The sequence below is a fragment of the Dinoroseobacter shibae DFL 12 = DSM 16493 genome, assembly GCF_000018145.1.
Classification (GTDB): Bacteria; Pseudomonadota; Alphaproteobacteria; order Rhodobacterales; family Rhodobacteraceae; genus Dinoroseobacter; species Dinoroseobacter shibae.
The window spans coordinates 3,550,541-3,575,380 of record NC_009952.1 but is presented as its reverse complement, the minus strand read 5'-3'; the positions used below and the strand labels follow the sequence as shown (position 1 = coordinate 3,575,380).

Annotated in this window: 19 protein-coding genes; 12 read left to right on the top strand and 7 right to left on the bottom strand. The window is 59.0% G+C overall.

All coding sequences use genetic code 11. The annotated features are described in order from the left end of the window. Positions 1-40 precede the first annotated feature (40 nt). Together DSHI_RS17200 and DSHI_RS17195 are read left to right on the top strand one after the other, a co-directional pair. A complete protein-coding gene (locus DSHI_RS17200; RefSeq protein WP_012180055.1) occupies positions 41-844 on the top strand; it encodes a TRAP transporter small permease subunit in 804 nt (267 codons plus the stop codon). 3 nt (positions 845-847) lie between these two features. After that, entirely contained in the window at positions 848-2,296 is a 1,449-nt protein-coding gene (locus tag DSHI_RS17195; protein WP_012180054.1) for a TRAP transporter large permease, read from the top strand. Positions 2,297-2,348: 52 nt separating this feature from the next. Here DSHI_RS17195 and DSHI_RS17190 read toward each other — a convergent pair whose 3' ends face one another. Further along, the gene (locus DSHI_RS17190; RefSeq protein WP_012180053.1) at positions 2,349-3,359 is read right to left on the bottom strand and encodes a Gfo/Idh/MocA family protein; all 1,011 of its coding nucleotides are present in this window, start codon (positions 3,357-3,359) and stop codon (positions 2,349-2,351) included. Then, the gene (locus DSHI_RS17185; RefSeq protein WP_012180052.1) at positions 3,356-4,429 is read right to left on the bottom strand and encodes an isocitrate/isopropylmalate dehydrogenase family protein; all 1,074 of its coding nucleotides are present in this window, start codon (positions 4,427-4,429) and stop codon (positions 3,356-3,358) included. The genes DSHI_RS17190 and DSHI_RS17185 overlap by 4 nt, the downstream gene beginning before the upstream one ends. Positions 4,430-4,543: 114 nt before the next feature. Between DSHI_RS17185 and DSHI_RS17180 the strand changes: the two genes are divergently transcribed. From DSHI_RS17180 to DSHI_RS17170, 3 genes are read left to right on the top strand one after another with little or no spacing between them, the layout of a single operon-like run. Next, positions 4,544-4,834, top strand: coding sequence for a putative quinol monooxygenase (locus DSHI_RS17180; RefSeq protein ID WP_012180051.1), 291 nt, complete (start codon positions 4,544-4,546; stop codon positions 4,832-4,834). Further along, positions 4,831-5,631 carry an N-acyl homoserine lactonase family protein gene (locus tag DSHI_RS17175; RefSeq protein ID WP_012180050.1) on the top strand — a complete coding sequence of 267 codons (801 nt, stop codon included), beginning with the start codon at positions 4,831-4,833 and terminating at the stop codon, positions 5,629-5,631. The genes DSHI_RS17180 and DSHI_RS17175 overlap by 4 nt, the downstream gene beginning before the upstream one ends. Before the next feature lie 3 nt (positions 5,632-5,634). Then, on the top strand, positions 5,635-6,396 hold the full coding sequence (locus DSHI_RS17170) for a metallophosphoesterase family protein (RefSeq protein WP_012180049.1): 762 nt from the start codon (positions 5,635-5,637) through the stop codon (positions 6,394-6,396). Here DSHI_RS17170 and DSHI_RS22405 read toward each other — a convergent pair. From DSHI_RS22405 to DSHI_RS17155, 3 genes are read right to left on the bottom strand one after another with little or no spacing between them, the layout of a single operon-like run. After that, positions 6,393-7,223, bottom strand: a complete 831-nt coding sequence (locus DSHI_RS22405; protein ID WP_012180048.1) for a tyrosine-protein kinase family protein — start codon at positions 7,221-7,223, stop codon at positions 6,393-6,395. The two genes, DSHI_RS17170 and DSHI_RS22405, sit on opposite strands and share 4 nt — an antisense overlap. A 47-nt stretch (positions 7,224-7,270) precedes the next feature. Next, complete coding sequence (locus tag DSHI_RS17160; protein WP_012180047.1) at positions 7,271-8,797, bottom strand: GumC family protein; 1,527 nt, start codon at positions 8,795-8,797, stop codon at positions 7,271-7,273. After that, on the bottom strand, positions 8,797-9,645 hold the full coding sequence (locus tag DSHI_RS17155) for an ExeA family protein (protein ID WP_245533025.1): 849 nt from the start codon (positions 9,643-9,645) through the stop codon (positions 8,797-8,799). The genes DSHI_RS17160 and DSHI_RS17155 overlap by 1 nt, the downstream gene beginning before the upstream one ends. Positions 9,646-10,382: 737 nt before the next feature. Here DSHI_RS17155 and DSHI_RS17150 point away from each other — a divergent pair. From DSHI_RS17150 to DSHI_RS17135, 4 genes are all read left to right on the top strand, one after another. Continuing rightward, positions 10,383-10,898 carry a sugar transferase gene (locus DSHI_RS17150; protein ID WP_012180045.1) on the top strand — a complete coding sequence of 172 codons (516 nt, stop codon included), beginning with the start codon at positions 10,383-10,385 and terminating at the stop codon, positions 10,896-10,898. A gap of 133 nt (positions 10,899-11,031) precedes the next feature. Then, positions 11,032-13,467, top strand: a complete 2,436-nt coding sequence (locus DSHI_RS17145) for a tetratricopeptide repeat protein (protein ID WP_012180044.1) — start codon at positions 11,032-11,034, stop codon at positions 13,465-13,467. Between the two features lie 109 nt (positions 13,468-13,576). Then, positions 13,577-15,178, top strand: a complete 1,602-nt coding sequence (xrtD, locus tag DSHI_RS17140; protein WP_012180043.1) for a VPLPA-CTERM-specific exosortase XrtD — start codon at positions 13,577-13,579, stop codon at positions 15,176-15,178. 61 nt (positions 15,179-15,239) lie between these two features. Next, positions 15,240-15,944, top strand: a complete 705-nt coding sequence (locus tag DSHI_RS17135; RefSeq protein WP_012180042.1) for a rhomboid family intramembrane serine protease — start codon at positions 15,240-15,242, stop codon at positions 15,942-15,944. Here the strand turns inward: DSHI_RS17135 and DSHI_RS17130 are convergent. Beyond that, positions 15,938-19,192: a translocation/assembly module TamB domain-containing protein gene (locus DSHI_RS17130; protein WP_012180041.1), complete on the bottom strand. Its 3,255-nt coding sequence runs from the start codon at positions 19,190-19,192 to the stop codon at positions 15,938-15,940. The genes DSHI_RS17135 and DSHI_RS17130 overlap by 7 nt on opposite strands. Then, the gene (locus DSHI_RS17125) at positions 19,189-20,928 is read right to left on the bottom strand and encodes an autotransporter assembly complex protein TamA (protein WP_044029082.1); all 1,740 of its coding nucleotides are present in this window, start codon (positions 20,926-20,928) and stop codon (positions 19,189-19,191) included. Before DSHI_RS17125 ends, DSHI_RS17130 begins: the two co-directional genes overlap by 4 nt. Before the next feature lie 230 nt (positions 20,929-21,158). Between DSHI_RS17125 and DSHI_RS17120 the strand changes: the two genes are divergently transcribed. The 3 genes from DSHI_RS17120 (at position 21,159) to flgK (ending at position 24,838) form a co-directional block, all read left to right on the top strand. Next, complete coding sequence (locus DSHI_RS17120; RefSeq protein ID WP_012180039.1) at positions 21,159-21,977, top strand: OmpA/MotB family protein; 819 nt, start codon at positions 21,159-21,161, stop codon at positions 21,975-21,977. 83 nt (positions 21,978-22,060) lie between these two features. Beyond that, positions 22,061-23,365: a flagellar hook protein FlgE gene (locus DSHI_RS17115; RefSeq protein ID WP_012180038.1), complete on the top strand. Its 1,305-nt coding sequence runs from the start codon at positions 22,061-22,063 to the stop codon at positions 23,363-23,365. 15 nt (positions 23,366-23,380) lie between these two features. Then, positions 23,381-24,838, top strand: coding sequence for a flagellar hook-associated protein FlgK (gene flgK / locus DSHI_RS17110; protein ID WP_012180037.1), 1,458 nt, complete (start codon positions 23,381-23,383; stop codon positions 24,836-24,838). The last annotated feature ends 2 nt before the right edge of the window (positions 24,839-24,840 follow it).

Sequence of the window (24,840 nt, the reverse complement as noted above, 5' to 3'; positions counted from 1 at the left end):
TTTGTCACGCCTGTGTAGTCTGGGCGGTATCGGAGGACCCATGGAACCCGTCGAAGAAATCATCAAGCTCTCTGATCCGGGGGAGGTCGGTCGCGAAGAACATAATCGCGGCGACCGGGTCATCGTGCAAATCTCGAATGTGATGGCGTGGCTGTTCCCGATCCTGATGGTCGCCATTGTTGCACAGGTCTTCCTGCGTGGTTCGGGTATGAACCAGGCATGGCTCGACGATCTGCAATGGTGGCTTTACGGCTCTGCGGTCCTGGTCGGGATCGGATATGCGGTGACGAACAACGCCCATGTTCGGGTCGACATCCTCTTCGACAATTTCGGCTCGGACAAGAAGAACCGGATCGAAATCTTCGGCCTGGTTTGGTTGTTCCTGCCGTTCATCATCCTGTGCTGGGATGTCACTCTGCCCTACGCCATCGCGTCGGTCAGCGCGAATGAAGGATCCGACAGTCCCAACGGGCTCCATAACCTTTGGATGCTCAAGGTGTTCATGAACGTCTCGTTCGCGTTCATCGGTATTGCGATCTGGTCGGCTTATGTGCGCTTTCTCAACAAGATGACGGAACCCGTGCTGTGGAAGCAGCTCCTATTCGCGTTTCCATCCACGATGTTCCTGATCAACCTGGTGGTCTACTATTCGATCTGGTGGGCCCTGCGGCTGACGACGCCTGCGGATGTGACCAATCGCGAGATCGGCCGTCACCCGATTTTCGATGAATTGCAGGTCGGGGTCGAAGAGATCCCCTACACGATCATCATCACCGTCATTGTGACGTTCATCGTGATCGGTCTCGCCTATGCGCGCGATCGTGCTCGCGAAGCGAGGTACTAATCGATGTTTCTTCTGGAAGCACTGGGTCAGTTCATGACCCTGAACGAGTTTGCCGTTTTGGCAATGTTCCTCGTGTTCATCTACCTGCTCTTTCGCGGCATACCGGTGGCTTACGCCCTCGTAGGGGTCAGCCTGATCTTTGCGCTGGTGGCCGAGATCTTCCTGGACCCCAACCGGGCCGCGTTCCGGGACATCATCGAGTTCGACCGCACCGGTATCGACTATCAACGCTTGCAGGTGCTCTCCGGGCGGCTCTTTGGCAACATCGTCAAGAACCCGGTCCTTGTGGCTCTGCCGATGTTCATCTTCATGGGGCTCATGTTGGACCAGTCCGGCGTGGCACAGCGGATGATGCACTCCATGCAGAAGCTGTTCGGTGGCCTGCGGGGCGGTCTGTCCCTGACGGTGATGCTGATCGGTATCATCCTTGCAGCGTCGACCGGGGTGATCGGCGCGTCCGTGACCCTGCTTGGCGTCATGGCGCTGCCTGCGATGATGCAGCAGAACTACTCCAAGCCGATCGCGACGGGGACCATCGCCTCAGCAGGTACACTTGGCATTCTGATTCCGCCATCGATCATGCTGGTGATCATGTCGGACCAGTTGGCGATCAGCCTCGGTGATCTGTTCATGGGCGCTCTGTTCCCGGGGCTGATCCTCGGAGCGCTGTATATCATCTTCATCATCGCCTACGGCCTGATCAATCCCAAGGCGATGCCTGCTCCACCCCAGACCGACGAGGTCGGCTGGGACGTGGTCAAGGACGTGCTGTTGGCGGTCGTGCCGCCGATGTTCCTTATCCTTCTGGTCCTCGGGTCGATCTTCGCGGGCTTCGCCACACCGACCGAAGCCTCGGGCCTCGGAGCGCTGGGCGCGACTTTGCTGGCGCTGGCCAATGGTCGACTGAACTTCAAGGTTCTGAAGGAGGTGAGCCGCTCCACCCTCAATACGTCGGGTTACATCGTCGGAATCTTCCTTGCGGCCAACTTCTTCGCGCTCGTACTGCGTCGCTACGGCGGGGACGAGATCATTCAGGGCTATGTGCTGTCGACCTTCAGCGACCCGTACATGATCGTTCTGTTCATCCTATTCATCATCTTTCTGCTTGGCTTCCTGCTGGACTGGATCGAGATCACGATCATCATCATGCCGTTGATGTTGCCGATCATCGTGGGCCTGGACCTGGCGGTGCCGGGCTTCGACCAGGTGCGGGATCCGGCGGTTGTGTGGTTTGCGATCCTCGTGGCGGTCACCTTGCAGACGAGCTTCCTGACGCCACCTGTGGGCTTCGCGCTCTTCTATTTGAAGGGTGTCTGTCCGCCGGGTGTGAGCCTAGGGCACATCTACAAGGGGATCATCCCCTTCGTGATGCTGCAGCTCCTGGGCTTGTTCATCGTCTTCCAGTTCCCTGCGCTGACCACCTGGCTACCGGCCATTGCCTACGCGGATTAGGGACCTCAACATGTGATGTGACAGGGGCGGGCCATGGGTCCGCCCCTTGTCGTCAGAGCGCGATGCGGCGTCCCTCGGCCGCGGATGCGTACACGGCTTCTTCGATTTCGTGTACGCGCAGGTAGTCGCGCGCGCGGTTCTCGAAAGACCCTTCATCGCGCAGGGCCGCGACCACATGCTGGTTCAAGGCATGGACGCAGTCGCCCGCAAATCCCTTGTACTGTCGCGCGGCCAGGAGTGTTGTCTCTTCGGTCGCGCCAAAGGCACGAAGTGTGACAGACCCGTCCCCATGGAGGCTCAGCGTAGCATCCGTGCCCTCCAGCAGCGCCTCGCCGAAGGTCAGCCGACCGTTCGGGGTCTTGTGGTCCAGCAGGCGGTTGCCATCGAAGAGGGCCCGAGCGCCCGATGGGTAGTCGAAAAGGATGAGTCCGGCATCCTCGCCGGCAATCACCGGGTTCTCCCGGCGCAGATCGCCATAAACCCCGCTGGGTTCCCCTAGCAGATAGCGAAACGTGTCGATCCAGTGGACCGCCGTTTCCCGAACGAGAAGGCGCGGAGCCGTCTGGAAATAAGGCTGCCGCGCGAGGTAGGCGTCAGGCCCCCGGCCGTCGCCAGTACGGAAGCGGAAGGTCAACTGCCGCGGTTCGCCGATCGTCCCCGCATCAATCGCGGCGCGAATCGCCCGATACCAGGGCTGGAAGCGGAAATTGTCATGGATCAGCAAGGTCGCCCCGGCAGCTTCGGCTTCCGCCGTGAGGGCGCGTCCGGTGTCGAGGGTCTCGGCAAAAGGCTTCTGGCAGATGATTGTCCGGACGCCATTGGCGAGTGCTGTACGCACGGCGTCGGCGTGGGTTTCGGGCGGGGTGATGATGTCGAGCACATCGGGCACCGTCTTGGTAAGCATTTCTGGAAGGTCGGAAAAGGGCGCCAGCCCTGTGGCCATTGCGCGCGCCAGGTCTGCATCTGCAGCGCCGACCAGTTGCGCGCCCTGCACGCGGGCCCAGGCGTCGTAGTGGAATTGCGCGAAATACCCGGCCCCAAGGCAGGCTACACGCACTGTCATAGCTTGGCCGCCACAGCTGCGGCAGCCTCCTCGGTGCTGGCGTTCCCGCCGAGATCCCGGGTCAGCACACGCCCTTCCGTCAGGACCGCTTCGACCGCTTCGCGCAGGCGCTGCCCATCTGTGGCAAGTTCCGCATTCTGCCCGCGCAAGGCCAGCCAGTCCAACATCATCGCCGCCGAGAGGATCATGGCCAAGGGGTTGGCGATCCCGCGCCCGGCAATATCGGGTGCAGTCCCGTGGCAGGGCTGAAACACCGCGTTGTCGTCCCCGATATCCGCAGAGGGGGCCAGGCCAAGTCCCCCCATCAGCCCCGCGCCGAGGTCACTGAGGATATCACCGAACATGTTTTCGGTGACCATCACGTCGAATGTCTGGGGGCGGGTCACCATCCATAGCGCCATCGCATCCACATAGGCGTGATCTGCGATCAGATCCGGGTGTCGCGCAGCCTCTGCATCGAAGATCTCGCGAAAGAACGCGAAGGCCCGGAACACGTTGGCCTTGTCCACGCAGGTGACGCGCCCTTCCCCTCGCCCGGAAGCCTTGCGTTGTGCAGCAAGCGCGAAGGCGAAGCGAAAGAGTTTTTCAGATGTATCGCGCGTGATCTGCAAGGTCTCGGTGGCATGGTCTTTGGTCACGGTGCCCTTGCCCTTGGTATGAAACAGGCCCTCTGTGCTTTCCCGGATCAACACGAAGTCCACAGGCCCCGGTGCATGCAGCGGCGTCGGATGCCCCGGCACGATCCGTACCGGACGCACACCGGCATAAAGATCCAGGGCGATCCGAATATCGATCTGCGGTGTGATTTCTGTGCCGTCCGGATAGCGGATGTCAGGCAACCCCATCGCGGACAGCAGGATCGCATCTGAGGCGCGCGCAGCGTCTAGAGACGCCCGTGGCAGTGCCTGGCCTGTTTGCGCATAGTGACCCGCGCCCATAGGATGGCTGTCGAAGTTCAGATCATAGGTCGCTGCAGTCCCGGCCAGCTTGCGCAAAAGCCCTAGCGTCGGCGCCATGATCTCGGGGCCGATACCGTCCCCGTCGAAAACCGTAATCGAAAAACTTTGCATGTTACGCCTCCCGAAGAAAGTTGTGCCGCGTGCCTGTGCCTACCGCAAGTGGAACGCAGGATGGACCTTGCACCGCACGAGATGGCATCGTTCACTACGCATCGAGGAGGTCTTATGTTCGCTGTCACTGTCACCTTCACGCTCATCCCCGGTGGTGCAGAGGCTTTCATGCCCCTGATGCTCGCCAACGCACGCAAGACGTTGGCCGATGAGCCCGGCTGCTTGCGTTTCGACGTCTGTACCGATCCGGCTCATCCCGACGAGGTCTTTCTCTATGAGATCTACTACAACCGGGAGGCATTCGATCGACATCTGGACGCGGCGCATTTTCAATCCTTTGACGCGGCAACCGCACATCTTGTCTGGGCCAAGGACGTCCGGACCTATGCACAGGTGCAGACATGAGCGGTGTTTGGGAGGTCTATGCGATCAAGTATGCAGAGCGAAACGCCCGTGTACGTGGCGATAGCTTTCTGTTCGATCCCCGCCACGACGTTCCCCATGCGATGGATTACTTCATGTGGCTTCTGCGCCGAGGGCCTGAGACGATCCTTGTCGATACGGGGTACGACATGGACGAAGGCGAACGGCGCGCGCGCCCCATACGCACCGATCCGGCCGAGGCGCTGGCACCTCTCGGCGTGAGCCCTGACAGCATCGAGCAGGTCATTGTCACACATCTGCATTACGATCATGCTGGGGGCCTCCACCTGTTCCCGAATGCAACGCTGCATATGCAGGCTGCGGAAATGGCCTACGCTACGGGCCCCTGCATGTGCCACGACGTGATCCGCATGCCCTATACCGCTGATCACATCTGCACTGCGATCAAAAGGCTTTATGCCGGGAAGGTGGTTTTTCATGATGGCGATGCGGAGATTGCGGAGGGTGTGACCGTCCACAAGATCGGGGGACACTCACGCGGGCTGCAGGCGGTGCGGGTGCGCACCGAGGCGGGTTGGCTGTGCCTTGCATCGGATGCGGCGCACTACTACGAAAATGCGTTCGCGCGCAAAGCGTTTCCCCTGGTCGTGGACCTCGAAGACATGATGAATGGATTCGCGCGGCTCGAAGCGCTTGCAAGTCGGCGGGAGCTCATCGTGCCCGGGCATGATCCGCTTGTGTTCTCGCATTACCCGGATATCGGGTGCGAAACGATTTTGCGTCTCGACCATGGCCCTTCGCGATCCCTGAAGGTCTGATCCGTGTGGTCTCTCTTCCGACGCAAATCAGCTGCACCTGAAGTACTGCCCCCTCCGGTGCCCGAAGGTCTGACCTATGTTGTGGGTGATATCCATGGTCGCCTTGATCTGCTCGAACATGCGCTCGAGCTGATCCAAGCCGACCGCGGATCGGCAGCAGCTTCGCTGGTTTTTCTAGGGGACTACGTCGACCGCGGTCCGGATAGTGCGGGTGTTCTCAACCGGCTCTTCAAGCTGCGGATCGCCGATGTGGAGGTTATCTGTCTGATGGGTAACCATGAGCGGATGATGTTGGATTTTCTAGATGACCCGGATCGCAGGGGGGATCGCTGGCTCAGGAATGGTGGGACTGAGACACTAGCAAGTTTTGCGCCCGCAAGGGCGGACCCGCGGAAGGGCCAGTCGCGGCTTGAGGCACTGCGCGACAGTTTCCTCGACACGATCGAGCCGGAGCTTCTCTATTGGATGCGGTCGTTGCCCCTGTCGTGGCGCTCGGGGTCGTTGGGCTGTGTGCATGCCATTACCGATCCTGCGCAAGCCTGGGAGGCACAAGACGAGGACATACTGCTCTGGGGGCGCCCCTCTCCCGCTCTCATACCCCGGTCCGATGGGATTTGGGTAGCACATGGTCATACGATCGTTGACCAAAGCGAGGCTGTCTGCGGTCATATTGCACTGGATACCGGTGCTTATCGAACGGGTCGTCTATCTGTCCTGCGATGCGATGATCGCGGGATTAAGTTTTTCAGCGCGACTGCGCCCTAGCTCTTTTTCCCGTAGCCGTAACCATAGCCATAACCGGCTTCTGGAAAGCGGCATTTGTTGAGCACCATGCCCAGTACATTGGCGTGATCCGCAACTTCCTTTTCGCAGCGGTCCAGATCCGGTATCGTGCTGCGTTCCGCATCGACCACGATCAACACGCAGTCGACATGAGAAAAAATCGCCGTCGCATCGTCACTGACAAAAATCGGGGGCACGTCGAATACCATGAGGTTCGGTTGATATTCCTGCTCGAGCCGTCGCAGGAAGTTGCCTGTTGCGTCGTCGAGGAACACATCAGACGGATCCTTCACGGGGCGTGCATTCATGGCGAGTGCAACATTCGGCCCAAGCCGACTTGCATGCTCTTCAAAGCTGATGCTCCCGGTCATCATATCTGCAACAGTGCCATCAGTCTCGACGCCGAGTTTCTTGGCCATGGACGGGTTTCTCATGTCGAGATCCATGAAGATGGCTCGAATGGATTGCTGGCGAGCGATGGAACTTGCAAGATTGCAGCAGACCGTGCTTTTGCCTGCGCGGCTACCTGCGGAGGTTACAGCCATGCGAGTCCAGCCGTTCTTCTCCATCTGAAGGAGAACCTTGGTCCTGAGAACGTCGAAACTCGCGGCCTCGCTGTTTTGGGAATCCTTGAAGAAAACCCTGTTTTTTCTCAGAATTTTGGGATCCGTGTGGATCGGTTTCAACGCCTTCCACCGATCCTCGAGCGGCGCGCGTTGTGACGGGCGTTGTGAGGACAGTCCTGACGGCGGAACGGAACCTTCGCGACGTTCACGTGCCTTATCCAGGGCGGCTTGTAGCTTTTCCATTCCAGGACATTCCTTGGTCAAGAGCATATCGGCTCAATGCGGTTTGATCAGACACCAATGCGCGTCAGGATCCTGTCGGCGAGCAGATCCAAAGGCAGATAAAGCATATGGACCGCGTAGAGCATCGCCGGAATGCCGGTGACGATCACGAGAATAATTGCAACTTTGGCCACCCGTTCAAAAACGATCTCACGGCTCGTCTTGACGTAAGGGAGTGTCGCCAGCGGCACAATGCCAAGACCTTTGGTCAGGTCGCTAGGTCGGCGGATCGTCTTGCTCATGACCTCCAGGAGGATTGCCAACCCCAGAGCCAGAAAGAAACCGCCGATGGTACCTCCGGCAGCGACAAGAAGTGGTGGCATGCTCGACGGGTCAGTCGGTGTCGCAGCCTGTTCGAGAACGATGATGCGCTGGCCGCGTGATGCCAATTCTATACGCTCACTGGTTTGCGCAATCGCCAGTCGCTCTACCGCGGAGTTGTACTGTTCCTGAACGTTTTGGTAGTCCCGTTGCAAGGACTCCAAAGACACCGAGATGCCAGGTGTCAGATCGAGCGTGGCTTCCACGTCTTCAATTTGGGATTGGGTGGTGCCAAGCTGCTCCTCCAAGAACCCGATCTGCGCGTTGATCTGTTCAATCTGCGCCTGAAGAGTCTGGGTCGGGTTCTCGATCGCCGTGATGCCGCCGAGCGACTGAATGACCCGCTCGACCTGGGCGATCCGGGATTGCAGAATTCGAACCCGCGGTGCGGTTTCGCCCGCAGTTTCCATTGCCTCCACAAGCTCTCGTCTGAGATCCACGAGCTTTTCTTCTTCTTGAGAAAGCTCTTCCGTGGCGTCTTCGGGCAACCCGGTCCGCAAACCGTCCAAAGCTTCTTTGAGTTGCTGACGCTGTTCTTTTAGGATGAGTAGGTCCCTGGTGAAGGCTGTGGATCGCTCCTGCAAACCCGCTAACCGTTCAAGCCGAAACTCAAACGTTTCGGGGAGAGCATCGGAGTTTTCGGAGCGGAACTGTCGAATCGCGGCACTTTTCTCGTCAAGTTGAACGGCGAGCCGATCGACTTCCTGTTTGAAGAACTGCTCGGTCTCCGACGCGCGGCTGGTTCTGAGGCGGCTATCTTCACGCTGGATCAGAGTGATGTACTCATTCACAACGTCCGACGTCGTCACAGGACGATCATCGGTGAAGGAGATCGTCATGAGTGTCGCGCGATCACGACCGGATGTCAGGTTTATGCGCGTGTTGCTCCGCATGCTACGGACGACTTCATCCGGGCTCATCGACCTAATGTCGGGAAACACTTCGAACCGGTTTGCTATATCGAGCAGATTGGCCCGCGTCAGCAGCCTTTGCTGGATGATTTCCAGCTGCTCCTGCGCGCCGGTAGTTGCTGTCGACATCGCCAGCTGATCCGGGATCTGGGCCGATTCGACCAACAGTCTTGCCGAGGCTTCGTATTTTGCGGGTAACTCACGAGCGACTAGTACAGATAACACTGCGCAGACGCCGGTGACCACGATCAGTAACGGCGAGCGGCGCAACAAGACGGATGTGTAGTACCGCATATCGAACATTATTCCGCTGCCTCGCCAAGTTGGTCGAAATTCCCGACGAAGATGCCGTCTGACAAGACTTCATCCACCGCACTGGCTGTCACTACGTCCCGGTTCTCGGTTGCCGTATAGAGCAAAGCAAAATCGCACAGCTTGTTCACGAGGCGAGGAACGCCCTCGCTTGCTTGGTATATTCGGTCGAGGGCCTGGTCGGTGAACTCATGCCCGGATCCCCCGGCATGCTTCATGCGGTGCTGTACATACTCGCCCATAGTGTCCCGGTCCATCGGAGGAATGTGATAGAAGGCCGACACACGCTGCGCGAACTGCTGCAGGTCGGGATGCATGATCATCTTGCGAAGTTGCGGCTGTCCGACAAGTACGAGTTGAAGGATTTCATCCTTGTTCGAGTTGATGTTTGTCAGCATCCGCAGTTCTTCCAGACCCTCCGGCGACAGGTTTTGCGCTTCATCAATGATCAGTATGACCTTGCGGCCTTCACTGTACTCGTGGATCAGAAAGTCCTGAAGCCGTTGAAACAGGCACACATAATCTCCGTTGCCGTCGCTGGTAACCGACAAGGCGTTAAGAACCCATTGAAGCAGCTCGCCACGACCGCCTTGTGCATTTGAAATCAGGCCGACAGTCACCGTATCGTCGATGGAACGCAGAAGGCGCTGCAGCAGAGTGGTCTTGCCGGCCCCGACTTCGCCGGTCAGGACCGTGATCGGGGCGCCGCTCAAGATACCGTACTCAAGCACCGCATAAGCCCGTTTGTGGATCTTGCTCCAGAACAGAAAGTCAGGATCGGGCAGCAGTTTGAAGGGCCTCTCCGTCAGCCCGAAATAGTCCGAATACAATCCGCTCATGGACATTTATACATACTCACAACCGTTCAAAACCATAGCTGACATCCCGCGGCACCTTGAGCATATAGGCACGGCGCGTCGTCTGTGCAGCTATCTGCCTGCTGCCGGCCACTCAGACCAGTAAAATGCGCCGCAAAGATGTCTTTTGCACGAGTTTGTTTCACGAACGCCTCTGGATGGCACAGTGTTGCCCGTCTGTCTGCCCAACACAGGCCCGGCTGGCACAATCGAGGCCAGCCAAGAATGATTCGCAATCTGCAGTTCTGCCGCTGAACCTACCATGCCAAATCCTTTAAATTCGCTCAAAACTCGCAACAAATGCAGCATTCCTTCTGGTTTGATGGCGGTTCGCGACAAATTCCATAACGGATAAAGAGTTCGTTTTCTTATTTAGATCAAGGCTTTAACTCGAGATAGGTAGTTTCGCCGATGATCTGGAGGCTTGGCAGTTTGCCCGGTAAATGCTTAGTTAGTGTTGTGTTAACGGTTCGCGCAGTTCTGCGATCTGTGTGTGGAGCGTCGAGCATTTCGAAGACGCATATATGGTGAGTGAAGAGTAGCATGACGATAAGAGCGAGTGATATTTCCGGAAGCGAACCTGTAGCAGCGCTTGGTCTTCAGGTACCCGCGGCAAAATCATCCCAACTCTACCGCGAGCATGGAAAACGTTTGTTTGACTTGGTCCTGGTAGTTCTTTCATCTGTATTTGTGGTACCTCTGGTGTTGATACTGGCGTTGTGCGTGGCGCTGGGCTGGATGGTCACAACCCCTTCTATTGGCAGTATCGTGTGGGCCGGAACGGCCGCACCTTCCGCCTCTGGAAGTTGCGGACCATGGTCCCGAATGCAGACGAAAAACTGGAAGCCTACCTGGAGGCTGACCCTGAGGCGCGGCATGAGTGGGACACGCGCCAGAAACTCAAGCGCGACCCTCGCATTACCAGAGTGGGTCGCCTGCTGCGGAAAAGCTCCGCTGATGAACTTCCCCAGCTCCTGAATGTACTCAAGGGTGAGATGTCCCTCGTAGGCCCGCGGCCAATGATGGAGGCCCAGCGCGAGATGTATCCCGGAAAGGCATATTATCGCCTGCGCCCCGGAATCACCGGCACTTGGCAGATTTCTGACCGAAACGATTGCAGTTTCCGCTGTCGTGCGCAGTACGACGATCTTTACGAAGGCAACATGTCCCTTCGCGGCGATATCCGGATTTTGCGGGGTACGGTCACAGTTGTTTTGCGCTGCACCGGTTACTAATCTAAAGCTGGTTTCACCGCACTTTATTGTGCGCTTGTCGCCGTAGCGATACCATAGTTGCATTGCTAAGTTACACACACAGGCGCTTTGGCGCCTTGTGTTGTTGAGGTCAGCGTCTTTGGGAGCGCAGGATATGAGATTTTTTGGAACGGCCCGCTTGATGTTCGGCGTGCTTGGTGTGGTTGCACTCGCTGCGTGCGACACGGCTGAGGAGCGCGCGGAAGGCCACTACCAAAAAGGCATCGAACTCCTTGAGGCTGGAGATGTCGATCGCGCGCTTGTGGAACTGCGCAATGTTTTCCAACTCAACGGTCTGCACCGCGACGCCCGGGCGCTCTATGCGGCGACTGTTCTTGACCAGGGCAGGATCAGTGAGGCTTTCGGGCAATACCTGAGACTGGTGGAGCAATACCCGGACGATCTGCAAGCGCGCATCGTTCTCGCCAACCTATCTATCGACGGACGTCAGTGGGAAGAAGCAACGCGTCATGTCAACCGCGCCAGGCAAATTGCAGCGGACGATTTCGAGGTTCAGGTCCTCGATCTTGTCATGCGGTATCGCGAAGCGGGCTTGAACGGCGACGATGACACGCGCAGGACCCTGCTCACCGAGGCGGAGGCCAAGTTGGCGCAGGCGCCAGAGAAACTCACGTTGCACAACATTCTGATCGACGGTGCCATCTGGCAACAGGATTTCGATCTTGCGCTACGGCGTGTCGATGCCGCGCTGGAATACAACAAGGAAGCGGAGCAGCTCTACATGTTTCGCCTCGCGGCGCTCGAACAGCTCGGGCGCACCGTCGAAATCGAAGAACAGCTTCTCGAACTTGTTGCTCAGTATCCAGATGTGGATCGCTACAGGCGTCTCGTCTTGCAGTTCTATCGCCAGCAGAACGAGCCTGAAAAGGCCGAGTCGTTCATCCGTTCCGTGGTTTCCCCGAGCGACGAAGATCCGACGGAGTACGTGGCCTTCGTGCGTTACCTGCGGGACACTCGTGGCATTGAAGCGGCCCTTTCCGAGCTCGAGTTGGCGAATGAGACAGTGCCGGATCGTCCCGTTCTTCAGGCGCTCGAAGCCTCGCTGATCTTCGATCTCGGGCGGCGGGATGAGGGGATCTCCAAGATGCAGGCCATCGTGGATGCTGCGAACGAGTCCTCCGATACGAATCGTTTCAAGGTTGCCTTGGCTCAGATGCTTCTCGCGACTGGAAACGAGGTTGGCGCGCGTCAGCTCGTCGAGGAAACTCTGGTGGAAGACCCGACCAACGTGGATGCGATTAAGATGCAGGCGAGCTGGCTCATCGACAGGGATGAGACCGAGCGCGCCATCAGCTTGCTGCGGACCGCGTTGGACCAGACCCCTGACGATCCTCAACTGATGACTCTGATCGCCAACGCGCATATGCGCAACGGGGACCGGGAACTCGCGCGGGATCTGCTGAGTCTGGCGGTGGAGACCTCCAGCTATGCGCCGGAAGAGAGCTTGCGCTACGCCCGTTTGCTGGTGAGCACCGAAGAGTTTCTGACCGCCGAAGATGTGCTCGTAAATGCCCTGCGCCGCGCGCCGTCGAATACGCAACTTCTTTTGGCCTTGGCCGAGGTCTACTTGCAGTTGGAAGATTGGGCGCGCGCTGAGCATGTCGAAACAACGTTGCGTGGCCTCGATCAACCGGGGGTGCGTGAAGCAGCCGACAGCATTCGTGTCGCGATCCTGAACGGTCAGCAGCGTCAGGGCGAAGCGCTCGACTTGCTGTCGAACCTGGCGACGCAGGATGGCGGAAACTTCACAGCCCTGACAGCCACGGTTCAGTCCTTGTTGAATGCGGGCGAAGCGGAGCGCGCGCGCGCCATGGTCGATGAGGCCTTGGCGCAAGACCCGGACAGTTTCCAGGTTCTCGTTCTCGATGCGGCGCTTAAAAATTCCGTGGGCGACTTCGAGGGTGCTGCGAAGTCTTATCGCGCTCTGTCTGCGCGCCAAGAGGCCGGAGAGAGGATCTGGTTGGAACTCGTGCGTACCTTGAACCGTTTGCAACGCCCTGGCGAGGCTCGCGCCGCGCTCGCCGAAGGCTTGGAGCGTTTTCCGCAGGGCGCAAACCTGCTCTGGGCTCAAGCCTCGACGCTTGAACAGGCGGGCGATATAGACGGCGCGATCGAGATCTACGAGCGTCTTTACGAGCAGTCCAGCGGATCCATCGTCGTCTCTAACAACCTCGCGAGTCTGCTGTCGACACACCGGACGGACGAGGCGAGCATCGAGCGCGCTTACCGGATTGCCCGTCGTCTGCGCGGCACCGAGAACCCGGCGTTCCAGGATACTTATGGCTGGCTTGCATACTTGCGCGGTGATTACGCAGAGGCTGTCGAGTATCTCGAACCTGCGGCCGCGGCCCTGTCGTCGGATGCGCTTGTACAGTATCATCTCGCCATGGCTTATCTCGCGGCAGAGCGGACAGAGGATGCCGCAGAGCAATTCCGCAAGTCACTGGCGCTTGTGGGGCCAGACGAGACCCGGCCTCAGTTCGCCACCGCTCGAGAAGAGTTGAACAAACTCGAGACGGTTAACCAGTGAGCAAGAGTGTGTGTTGTGGAATGATCATCGTGCGCGACCCATGGGGCTGCACACGACCGAGTGACTATGCAATCCATCGACCCCCAAACCGTAAATTCAGGTGATTTGAATGTCGACGTCTACGGATTTTCTAGGTCGTGGCCCATCTGGCCTGAAAGTAAATTTTATCGGGCTGACGTCCTTTGTGCTGCTTCTGGTGGTATCGCTGCCTTTGTTCTGGTCGGGGTTCGTGTCCCTCGCACGGGCGTGGTCGACACCCGAGTATAGCCATGGTCCGCTGATCCCTCTGATTTCGCTCTATCTGTTCTTGCGCGAGCTGCGGGACAAGCCCGCAGCCACACCGGGCGAGGCTGTGAACCGCTGGCCCGGTGTCCTTGTCATCGGACTGGGTCTTCTGATTGCGCTTGCTGGAAACCTCTCCCGGATTCCGGACATCATCACTTACGGGTTCATCATATGGACCGGCGGGGTCGTGCTGACGGTGTTCGGTTGGAAACAGGGTATCAGGCACCAGCTGCCTGTGTTCCACCTAATCTTCATGCTGCCGTTGCCGCAGTTCATGTACTGGCACATGACCATATTTCTGCAGGGTATATCTTCGGTGGTTGGGGTCTGGTTCGTGCAGTTGGCGGGCGTGCCCGTGTTCCTCGAAGGCAACATTATCGACCTCGGGGTCTACAAGCTGCAGGTTGCCGAGGCGTGTTCCGGTTTGCGGTATCTCTTCCCCATCTTGTCCTTCTCCTACCTGTTCGCGATCCTGTACCGCGGTCCTTTCTGGCACAAGATCGTGCTGCTGGTCATGGCGGCACCGCTCGCAGTGTTCATGAACTCCGTTCGGATCGGGATCATCGGCATCATGGTCAATTCCTACGGCATCCAGCACGCCGAGGGCTTCATGCACTTCTTCGAGGGCTGGGTGATCTTTGGATCCTGCATCGCGATCCTCTTCCTGACTGCAATTGCCCTGCAGCGTCTGACACCGAACCCCCTGCCGTTGAGCGAAGCGATCGACCTTGACTTCAACGGGCTTGGAGGGATCTCCGCCCGGATCACGCAGATCAGCAATTCGACCCAGATGATGGTGGCGACCGGCATCACGGTGGTGTTCTCGGCCCTGCTTCTGGCGCTCAACCCAGGCGCAGGCGCACCCGTTGAACGCGATCCATTCGCGATCTTCCCGCGCACGATAGAAGACTGGCGGGGGGTGCAGGTGCCGCTTGACACTCAAGTCGAGCAAGTCTTGGGCGCCGACGATTATATAAATGCCACTTACCAGAACAGGGTCACGGACACCGCGATTAACTTCTTCGTCGCGTTCTATAACAACCAAACCGAAGGGAGCGGTATTCATTCGCCGGAGGTTTGTTTGCCCGCGGGTGGCTGGGAGGTGTTTTCCCTGGAGCCATATGAAGTCTCGTTCCCGGATACGGAATATGGCACGTTCGAACTGAACCGCGCCGTCATCCAGAAGGGCCTCGTGAAGCAGCTTGTCTACTACTGGTTTGAGCAGCGCGGGAAGCGCCTGACGAATGATTATGTGGCGAAGGCCTACGTGGTCTACGATGGGCTGATGCACGGTCGGACCGAGGGGGCGATGGTCCGTTTCGTCACCCCGATTTACGGAGATGAAGACGAGGCTCTGGCGGATCAGCGTTTGCAAGAATTCATGGAAGAGGCACTGGTCAAGCTGCCGCGCTTCGTTCCCCTTTGAACACCTTGAAATTATGACTACGGTGCCCGTCAGGAATGCTTCCTGACGGGTCCTGTTTTTCATGAAAGATCTCAATCCGATTTCCCGCGCTCCGGGCCCTGAAGATAACGCCAACTGCCCCGCGCAGGTCTCGATGATCGCGCCGCTTGTCATCATCGGCTTCTGCATTCTCGTCGAAGGTATCCTGCAGCTGGCCAATCTCGGCATGATCGATCATCCACGCCTCCGCGCGGAAGTGGTGGAATACCTTGGGTTCTGGCCCGGGCTTTTGGGCACGTGGCGCCCAAACTACGCAGGGCAGCCATATGCCATGTTCTTTACCTACGGGTTTCTGCATGGCGGGCTGCTGCATCTCGTGCTGAACATGGTGACGCTCTATTCGCTTTCGCGGGCAGTGATCGATCGTGTCGGTAGCGGCAAGTACCTGCTGCTTTACGCGGCAACGATCATAGGAGGGGCGATCGGCTACTGGCTGCTGACCTCGAGTCTCCGACCCATGGTGGGAGCGTCTGGCGCCTTGTTCGGGCTCGCAGGGGCCATTGTGGCGTGGGACTATCTCGACCGCTTCCTGTTGTCAGAAGGGCTATGGCCGGTCCTTCGAACGGTTCTTTTCCTGGTCGGGCTGAACATTGCGCTCTGGTGGGCAATGGGGGGGCAGTTGGCCTGGGAAACCCACCTTGGGGGCTTTGTCACGGGTTGGGTGATGGCCATGCTGCTCGATCCTCGGGGACGCCCCATGGACGACCCGCCGCCTACAGATCAGTAATCTCGTTCGAAAAACAGGCCGATTGCGCTGTCATCGGTGCCCGCCGTTCCCCGCGCTGTCAGGCTATCAGTCAGGTCGATGTTCAGAATGATTTCGGTTTCTCCGTCCGCGTTCACATCCACATTGGTGTAGACATCGTCAGAGATATACTTGCCGAGCCGAAGACTGGTTTGCCCATCCTCGTCGGTGACAAGGTCAAGGTCGTCGAGCCCAGCTTCCTCCCGCAGAGAATTGAAAAGACCCAGCCCCGTACCATTCTGCACGGCGATAAGGGCGTTCGCCAGCCTCAGCGCCTGAATCGGGCTCAGGCTGTTTATATCCGCATTGAACAGCAGGCGCGCCAGCGCTTCGTCCTCGGGCAGGGGCGGGTTGGACTCGAAGCTCACCTCTGGATCATCTGCAGGCCCTTCGACGATGGCCGACACCTCGACATCGTCGCTGGTGACGGTCGCCACGAAGCGAATATCGGGGATGAGATCTGCGCTCAGACGGATGTTGCCTTCCGTCAGTTCCAGGCGCTGGCCGAGAATGTTCAGTCGTCCGCGCACAAGGTCGAATTCGCCGACCGGGCGGGGGTCGGCGGTGGTGCCCGTCACCCGGATATCCCCACCTAGTTCCGCATCCAGTCCGAACCCACGGACGAAAATCTGAGACGGTGCATTTACTGTCAAATCCAGTCCGATCGCGGGGCCGCCGCCCCCCGAAGGTGGTTTCGGCACTGTGACAAGCCCCGCGCGTGTCAAGGTTCTGCGCACCGGCTCGGGCGCACGTACATGTCGCAAGCCGTCGATTTCGCCGCTGGCCCCGGCCCCGTCGGGTACGCGTATCTCGGTCTGATCGACATTGATTACACCGGTCAGTGCCGCGCCTCCGGTCAGTGGGCCTGCGAAGGCGATCTCACCGTCCAGTTCAGTTGCGAGGAAACCCTGTATTGCCAGTCTCAGATCATCTAGAACAACGCTGAGGTCCGCCACTTGCGATCCGGTTAGCCCTAGACTGCCGCCGAGGTCGATCCTGCCACCGCGATTCCCGCGTCCAGAAAAGTCGAGGCCCAGAGTGCCGGCATCAAGCTGCGCTGAGCCGCCTAGGTTCTCCAGGGCAAAGCCGATGGAAGGGTCGGCCACGCGCGCGTCCTGGAGGGATACGGTGCCTGAAACCGCCTCCAGTCCCAGGGGTCCTGCAACCGCCAGGTCGAAATCCAGTCTGCCGGTGGCGGTTCTTGGTGCGATGAATGGGCTTGCGATCACCAGAGAGGTGCCCCCACCCACGGTCAGATCAGCGGTTGTGAAATTCGCGGCCACATCTCCGTCGATCGACAGGTCCAGACCCGCGGGCCCCGAGCCTTGGCCTGACACCCGCAGTGTTTCTCCGCTCTGGGTGACCGTGCCGGTGAATGAGGTCGGACCTGGCAAGTCCGGCACAAGTCGCGCCAGATTGTCGAGTTTAGCGGTCAGCGAAATCTCTCCAGCTGCATTGCCCAGCGTGCCCTCAGCCTCAACGCCGATTGCCGTAGTCTGAAGGGAAGCTTGGCGGATGGAGATACCGTTTTCGTCCCGTGCGCCATCGAACGCCAGGCTGGCCGTGCCACCCAGCAGGTCGTCCGCTTGCGCAATGCCGGTCCGCAGCTCATCTGCGTTTCCACGGATCGCAAGGTCGAACATGCCCGACAGAAGTGTAGCCGTCCCCTCGATATCCAGCGACACAGCCCCGTTCAGATCTTGTCCGGCGAGCTGTGCGAAGCGCGACAGGTCGGGTGCATCAAGACTGATCGCCCCGTCGAAATCCACGCCGGCCGCGAGGTTCGCGAAAAGTCCGGTGAGGTTAAGCTCGACATCGCCCAAGGCAATTTCGGCGCCACCGATGTCCAGAGGCTCCCCCTTGCGCCAGGCAAAAGAGGTCGCGAACGCGACTTCGTCCCGCACAGCGCCCTGCAAGGTCGGGTCGCCCAGATCGAGCCCACCCACGCCCCCGCTGAGCTGACCGGATACAGCACCGGCTTCGGTGTTGCTTGGCAGGGCCAGTTGGCCTGCACCGCGCAGGTCGATGGTATCCAAGGAGATATCTCCTTGCGAAAGGTCCGAGGCGGTTATGACAGCAGACCAGACCGATGCGCCCGCCTCATCATAGGAAAAACTGATATACGCACGCGACAGTTCGGTGGGACTTCCGGGCACCGGCAGTGCAATCGGTTCTCCGTCCTCGCCGTGGAGGCGCGCGAAGAGTGCGATCTTTTCCGGCCAAAGTGCTTCGGTCAGCGAAACGGTCGAGCGCAGATTGAGTTGATTCGTCGTCAAGTGCAGTCGGGGCACTGCGATGGCGCCGGACCCAGCCAAGACCGTTTCGATATCGATTTTCGTTTCTTCGCCGAAGAAGCTTTGCAGGTCCGCTATTACCAAGGGACGTACATCCCCGGAAAGGGATGCGATGATGCGCCTGTCCACACCGTCGGTTGGGTCCTCGGCTGCGGCGGCAAGCAATTGAACGACACCGCCCAACCGGGTGCTGTCCGCAGTGGCGAAATTCACGTCAGCCGTGAAATCCGACAAAAGGCCGCGGCCCGCCACGTTCAAGTCGAGCGCCGGTGCGTTCGGAATGCCCGACTTTCGCGCGATCAGACCGCCTTCGCGCGCCTGTGCGTCCAACTCCACCACCAGTTCTTCGGTCTCGTTCTCGAAACTGGCGTCGAGTTTGAGCGCCGTTCCTGTGACATCCGTGCGCAGCAAGTCCAGATTCACCGATCCTTCGCCATCCACCAGCCGCAAACCACCCTCGAGGGTCGCGACGACTTCTTCTCCGATGACCGGGGCGGCGACAAAGATCTCGCCAGCCGAGAAGCGCTCTACCTCTATGGAAACCGGCAGTTCTGGCAAGTTGAAGCTAAAGGGCTCTGCGGCGGCGGAGGGCAACTCGGGGTCTTCTTCTGGGCCTGCGGGTAGGCGCAAGACGCGAATGCGCTCGGCCGCCAACTCCGCGACCTGCACACGCCCGCGCAGAAGAGCCGTCCGGGTCCAGTTCAGTGCCGCGTTCTCAATCTCGAGCCATGGCCCGCTCGGATCGGAAAAGGTCAGTTTCTCGATGGAGGCAGTCGAGGACAGCGCACCCGACAGCCCGTCCACAGTGACCTGAAAAGTCTCACTGGAGAGGCTGCGCTCGAGCAGACCCTCAAGCCCACCTTTTTCTTCGTCCTGTGCCAGTGCTCCGAGGGGCAGCCACAGCAGGCAAAGCAGATATGTCAGAAACCGTTTCAAAAGGATTGTCCCAACCCGAAATAGAACTGCACACCGTCATCGGTATCGCCACCCACAGGTGCGGCGATGTCCAGCCGGATCGGCCCGACCGGCGTATCATAGCGCAATCCGAGCCCCGCACCGCTATGGCTTTTGCCCGATCCTGTGAAGACATCGCCCTCGGTGATGAAGCCGTAGTCGAAGAAACCAACGGCGCCGATCGTGTCAGTAAGCCTGTAACGGGCTTCCAGCGACAGGCCGGCAAAGCCTTCGCCGCTGCCGACGGTTCCGTTGCGGTCCACCCCGAGAGACTCGAACGGTTGTCCGCGGACTGTTCCACCCCCCCCGGAGAGGAACAGGAACGATTCCGGCACCGCACCAGAGCGCGCGTTGAACACGCTGCCGAGTTGCCCGCGTGCAGCAAGGGTTAGAGATTCCTCGGCGAAACTGCGATAGTATCGCGCGTCCACTGTCAGGCGGGCTCCGTCATCCGCATCTCTTTGCCCCAGGAAGGGGAACAGTTCTGCTTTGGCGTAGATACCCTCACGAGCATCCGTGGTGATCTCTCGGTTGTCATAGACCAGGCCAAAGGGTGCGCCAACGATCAGGAAATCGCGTTTCTCCGGGCGGAGATCGGTCCGCGTGGTTGTCAGCCGCAACCCACCATAGGTGAACAGGTCTTCGGTCAACCGATAGTCGAAGCCGATATTGAACTCGAAAATATCTTCGCGGAAGCTCTCGCTCGCCTCACGCGAGATGCTGATGGAGGTCCTGAAATCGCCCTCCGGTGCAAAAACCGACGGTTTTACGAATGACGTTCCGACCAGGTATTCCAGCTCTGCATTGTCTTCGATTTCCCGTGACAGGGCGACATCGAAGCGCAGGCGCTCCGCCCCGCCAAGCAAGTTTCGGTGAAACCAGAATGCCGTCAGCGATACACCATCGCTGCTGCCGATTTCCCCGCCGAAGCCAAGGCGGCGCTTCTGCTCTTCTTGTACCTCCACAAGGATGTCGATCGTGTCGTCCGGGTTTGCCACCTCCGCTTCTTTCACGAGGGCGAAACGGAAAGCACCGGTTCTCTGGACGCGGCGTTGGATCGTGTCGAGGTTGTCATCGGAAAACTGCATGCCGGGCTCGAAGCCGATCATGGCCTCGACTCTCTCGGTGCGGACATCTTCGTTCCCCGTGATTTCGAGGTTGCCAAATGTCAGCCGAGGTCCGGTATCGAGGGTGACGGTCACGTCCAGTTCTGCGTCGGCATGATTTGCGGTCACGGATTGCCCGGCAACGGCAACCTTCGCGTGCCCTTGGTCGCGCCAACCCTGTACCGCGGCCCGGGCGGCCTGGCTGATAAGCCCGCTGAGTGCTGGCTCCCCCGTCTGGAACTCATCTGGAAGCTCGGTGTCCGGGGCCAGAGGGGTCACCTCTGCACGTCCGAACCGAAACAGAGGGCCGGGATCCACGGCGACGGAAATCGTGGCGACCTGAGCGGGCGTCTCGAACGGGGAAAGCGAAGAAACCTCGCGTCCATCGATCTCGATCGACACCGTCGCGGAGTAGTAACCCTTGGCATAAAGCGCGGAAACAAATCGCCGGTAGTCCGCTTTTGCCGCGGCAACGATATCCTGGCTTGTCGTGGTCTCCTCTGCGAGAGCAACACGGGTCAAGGACGAGGCACGCAAGGCGTCCTCGATCTCCTCCGGGGCCGATATCACCAGTTCCTGGGCCGTTGCGGGCGTCAGGAACAGCGCGGTCATTATGGGAAAGATCACCTTGTATGGTCTGAAATCCGCTCCCAGCATGTCCGCCGCCCTGTCAACCTTGCCCTTTGCCCGATCTTTACCTGATCTGCGTGGGCTCGCAAACCGATCCTCGCTGTACTGGGCAGAAAGTGGTGCTGGCCAAGTTGCAGCGCATTTTACCTGTTAGCAGGCCCTTAAGACGACTGCGCTAAACCCTGTGTTGGGTGAAGTATAGAGGTGATGTGATGGGTGGGGATACTCCCGCACCGGTCATCATCAAGCGAAAAAAAGTTGTTGCCGGCGGCGGTCACCATGGTGGTGCATGGAAAGTCGCCTATGCGGACTTCGTGACCGCGATGATGGCTTTTTTCATGCTGATGTGGCTGTTGAATGCGACGACCGAAAAGCAACGCAAGGGGATTGCGGACTATTTCAATCCGACAATCCCGGTCAACCGCATTTCCGGTGGTGGCGAAGGTATGTTCGGAGGTGACAACATCTTTTCCGACGTCTCCTTGGCCCGCAGCGGAACCGGCGGGTCCGAAAACTCGTCCAGATCCAGTCAGCTCGAAGCCCTCAGGGCCGCAGAAGAAGCGCGGATGCAGGCGCTGTCCGAAGATCTGCTGGGTTTATCGGGTGAAAGCGATGTGGCCGAGCAACTGCGCCGGCATGTCAGCACGCGTGTGACGGATCGTGGCCTTGTGGTAGATCTTTTCGATCAGGGCGAGGCGACGGTCTTCGTACCCGGATCAACCGAACTGACCCTCTTGGGCAAAGCCCTTCTGAAGGTGATCCATGAGGTGTTTTCCGTTGTCGACAACCCTCTGTCCATCACCGGGCATGTGCCGAGTCAGCCGGTCGTTCTGCGCGAACGGGATGCATGGGAGGTCTCGACATCTCGGGCCCATGTGGCGCGCAGCACCCTCGAGTCCTATGGGTTTGCCGAAAGCCGGATCATGAAAGTGGCCGGGCAGGCGGATCGCAAGCCAGCTGCCTATCCAGATATATCAAGCAAAAACAACAGATTGGAAATTGTTCTCCTGCGAAATGGGATCTCCGGATAAAAAATATGGCCTGATTAGGGCAGCCTTAACTGCTTGGGCTCCAAGGTCCCGCCAATGGAGTCGATGCAGCAGAAAGGCGCAATATGACTATTTCCTCCTCTCTGAATGCGGGAGTCTCGGGGTTGAATGCCAACGCGACCAGGCTGGCCACGATTTCCGACAATATCGCGAACTCTTCTACCTACGGGTACAAGCGGGCCGAAGCGGACTTTCAATCTCTCGTCATCAATGGGAACAGCAGTGGAACCTATTCTGCTGGAGGTGTGCGGGTCACGACGACCCGGGTCATCGATGAACAGGGACCCCTTGTGACAACCAGCAACCCCACAGATCTTGCTGTCGGCGGGAGCGGGATGTTGCCTGTGACAACGCTGTCCGCTCTGGATGAGAATACCGGCGGTTATCCCTTGAGCCTGATGACGACCGGGTCGTTCTCGCCCAATGCGGACGGAGTTCTGACCACGGAAACAGGTATGGTTTTGATGGGATGGCCGGCAGCGCCCGATGGGACCGTGCCGGAGTTTCCGCGTGATACCGTCGACGGTTTGGAACCGATCACCGTCAATCTCAACCAGTTTGCCGGAGACCCGACCACGCGGATCGACCTGGGCGTGAACCTGCCTGCAAGCGAAACCGAGGCAGGATCGTCCGGTGACTCGATCGACCTTTCGATCGAGTACTTCGGAAATCTCGGAACCTCTGAAACGCTGGGCGTGACCTATACGCCCCAGGTGCCTGCGTCCGGAGCGTCCAACACCTGGACCATGACGATTACGGACTCTGCTTCGGGTGGCGCCGTTGTTGGCGAGTACGAACTCACTTTCGATGATAGTCGCGGCGCGGGTGGCACCCTGGCGTCCGTGACGGCTGTTTCCGGCGGTCCTTTCGATCCGGTGCAGGGGACGGTTGAGATTACCGCTGACGGTGGACCGGTTACAGTGAAGATCGGTAGCGTCGGGGACGAAAACGGCATGACACAGCTGTCTGATACGTTTGCACCGGTGTCGATCTCGAAGAATGGATCGCCTGTTGGAAATCTCTCTACCGTCGAGGTGGACCCCAACGGATTTGTTGTCGCAGTCTATGATACCGGCTTCACGCGCACCATCTACCAGGTTCCCTTGGCGGATGTGCCCAATCCCAACGGACTCCTGAGCCGGGACAACCAGTCCTACATGATATCGCCCGAAAGTGGCCCGTTTTTCTTATGGAATGCGGGCGAAGGACCGACAGGGGATGTGATCGGCTTTGCACTTGAAGAATCGGCGGCGGATGTGGCCGGAGAGCTGACCCGGCTGATCACGACGCAGCGGGCGTACTCGTCCAATGCCAAGATCATCCAGACCGTCGACGAGATGTTGCAAGAAACCACTAACATCAAACGTTGATCCTAGGATTGGATCATGTCTGTCACTTCAACCCTCGGAAACGCCCTGTCCGGTCTTACGGCCGCGAGCAAGGCGGCCTCTGTCGTCTCTTCGAACATCGCGAATGCGACGACAGAGGGTTATGGGGTTCGACAAGTCCAGACCACGTCAGTCTCCCTGAATGGCCAAGGCTCGGGTGTTCAGGTCGTCAGCGTGTCCCGCAATGTCAATGAAGGCGTTCTGGCGGATCGACGCGCGGCAGACGCAGCCTATGCCCAAGCAGCGACCCTAGCCAGCTTCTATGGCAGTGTCGAAGGCGCAATCGGCCTGCCTGGGGATGAGGGCTCCTTGAGCTCGGAGTTTTCCCAGTTCGAAGCCGCCCTGGTTGAGGCGGGTAGTCGCCCGGACTCCGATGCTCGGCTCGCAAATGTGGTGAGAGCAGCTGAAAGCCTCGCCGGAACCCTCAATGATCTGAGCGCTGACATACAGTCGGAGCGGCTCGAAGCGGAAAAGGAGATCGCGCGCCAAGTCGATAATTTGAATACATCGCTCGCGCAAATCCAAGATCTGAATGGAGATATCCGGTTGCAGATCGCTGCCGGGAACGATCCCCTCGGCCTGATGGATCAAAGGCAGGTTCTCATAGATCAGATCGCCACCATTGTGCCGGTCTCCGTTGTGGACCGTGACTTCGGACAAGTCGCTCTGATCACCGAGAGTGGTGGGGTACTTCTGGACGGTACGGCAGCTGAGATCTCCTTTCGGGATGTCGGACTGATTACGCCTGACATGACGGTCGCATCAGGCGGCCTTTACCAGGTCGAAATCAACGGATCGCCCGTGGACTCAACGTCGCCCAACAATCCGCTTAAGGGGGGATCTCTGGATGCCCTGTTCGAGATCCGTGACGAACTGGCTGTCAGCGCCCAAGGGGATGTCGACGCGGTAGCGCGAGATCTTATCGAACGGTTCCAGAATTCCGCGATTGATCCAACACTGAGTGCAGGAGAACCCGGATTGTTCACGGATGCCGGAGCCCTTGTCGATCCGGCCAACGAGGTTGGTCTTGCCGGCCGCATCGAGTTGAATGCGCGGGTCGACCCCGCAAAGGGCGGCGAAGTCTGGCGCGTTCGCACCGGTCTCGGGGCAACGTCACCAGGGGACCCAGGCGCGGGTGGGATCATACTCGCGCTTTCGGATGCCTTGTCTGAGCCAAAGGTCGTCGCATCCGGATCTTTTTCTTCAATTCCGCGCACCGCGGCTGCTCTCGCAAGTGACTTGCTCTCCACGATTGGTGCCGCGCGACAGGCCTCGGAGAACGAGGTTTCCTATACTGCGGCGAAATGGGAAACGCTCAGGTCGCTAGAGCTAGAAGGCGGCGTCGACACGGATGCCGAGTTGCAAAAGCTTCTAATGATCGAAACAGCCTATGCGGCTAACGCGCGGGTTATTCAAACGGTCGACGAAATGCTCGACCTGTTGCTGAGGATCTGACC

Bases quoted from the DNA above. Each gene is read 5' to 3' on its own strand.
- DSHI_RS17200 (WP_012180055.1), top strand. From the start codon at position 41: ATGGAACCCGTCGAAGAAATCATCAAGCTCTCTGATCCGGGGGAGGTC.
- DSHI_RS17195 (WP_012180054.1), top strand. From the start codon at position 848: ATGTTTCTTCTGGAAGCACTGGGTCAGTTCATGACCCTGAACGAGTTT.
- DSHI_RS17190 (WP_012180053.1), bottom strand. From the start codon at position 3,359: ATGACAGTGCGTGTAGCCTGCCTTGGGGCCGGGTATTTCGCGCAATTC.
- DSHI_RS17185 (WP_012180052.1), bottom strand. From the start codon at position 4,429: ATGCAAAGTTTTTCGATTACGGTTTTCGACGGGGACGGTATCGGCCCC.
- DSHI_RS17180 (WP_012180051.1), top strand. From the start codon at position 4,544: ATGTTCGCTGTCACTGTCACCTTCACGCTCATCCCCGGTGGTGCAGAG.
- DSHI_RS17175 (WP_012180050.1), top strand. From the start codon at position 4,831: ATGAGCGGTGTTTGGGAGGTCTATGCGATCAAGTATGCAGAGCGAAAC.
- DSHI_RS22405 (WP_012180048.1), bottom strand. From the start codon at position 7,223: ATGGAAAAGCTACAAGCCGCCCTGGATAAGGCACGTGAACGTCGCGAA.
- DSHI_RS17160 (WP_012180047.1), bottom strand. From the start codon at position 8,797: ATGTTCGATATGCGGTACTACACATCCGTCTTGTTGCGCCGCTCGCCG.
- DSHI_RS17155 (WP_245533025.1), bottom strand. From the start codon at position 9,645: ATGAGCGGATTGTATTCGGACTATTTCGGGCTGACGGAGAGGCCCTTC.
- DSHI_RS17145 (WP_012180044.1), top strand. From the start codon at position 11,032: ATGAGATTTTTTGGAACGGCCCGCTTGATGTTCGGCGTGCTTGGTGTG.
- xrtD (WP_012180043.1), top strand. From the start codon at position 13,577: ATGTCGACGTCTACGGATTTTCTAGGTCGTGGCCCATCTGGCCTGAAA.
- DSHI_RS17135 (WP_012180042.1), top strand. From the start codon at position 15,240: ATGAAAGATCTCAATCCGATTTCCCGCGCTCCGGGCCCTGAAGATAAC.
- DSHI_RS17125 (WP_044029082.1), bottom strand. From the start codon at position 20,928: ATGACCGCGCTGTTCCTGACGCCCGCAACGGCCCAGGAACTGGTGATA.
- DSHI_RS17120 (WP_012180039.1), top strand. From the start codon at position 21,159: ATGGGTGGGGATACTCCCGCACCGGTCATCATCAAGCGAAAAAAAGTT.
- DSHI_RS17115 (WP_012180038.1), top strand. From the start codon at position 22,061: ATGACTATTTCCTCCTCTCTGAATGCGGGAGTCTCGGGGTTGAATGCC.
- flgK (WP_012180037.1), top strand. From the start codon at position 23,381: ATGTCTGTCACTTCAACCCTCGGAAACGCCCTGTCCGGTCTTACGGCC.